The 320-nt window shown below is 70.9% G+C and carries 1 pseudogene; it reads left to right on the top strand.

The annotated features are described in order from the left end of the window. Window positions 1-320, top strand: a pseudogene (locus ACLBXP_RS25480) (ribonuclease E/G); the annotation flags it as partial.

The raw sequence follows: 320 nt of genomic DNA, 5'->3' as shown, positions 1-320 counted from the left end.
ACGACGAGGAGTCCGAGGACGAGTCCCACGAGGGCGACGATCCGGATGCCGAGCCGAAGATCGCCCAGGTCGGCGGCAACGGCGACGCGCTGGCCGAGATCCCCGAGCGCCCCCGCACGCCCCCGCGCCACTACAAGATCCAGGAGGTGATCAAGCGCCGCCAGATCATCCTCGTGCAGGTGGTCAAGGAGGAGCGCGGCACCAAGGGCGCGGCGCTCACCACCTACCTGTCGCTCGCCGCCCGCTACTCCGTGCTGATGCCGAACACCGGCCGGGGCGGCGGCATCTCCCGCAAGATCACGAGCGCCGCCGACCGCAAG

It is taken from the genome of Methylobacterium sp. A54F (assembly GCF_053346035.1).
The sequence above is the reverse complement of the archived record's forward strand: the minus strand, read 5'-3'. Positions and strand labels throughout refer to the sequence as shown.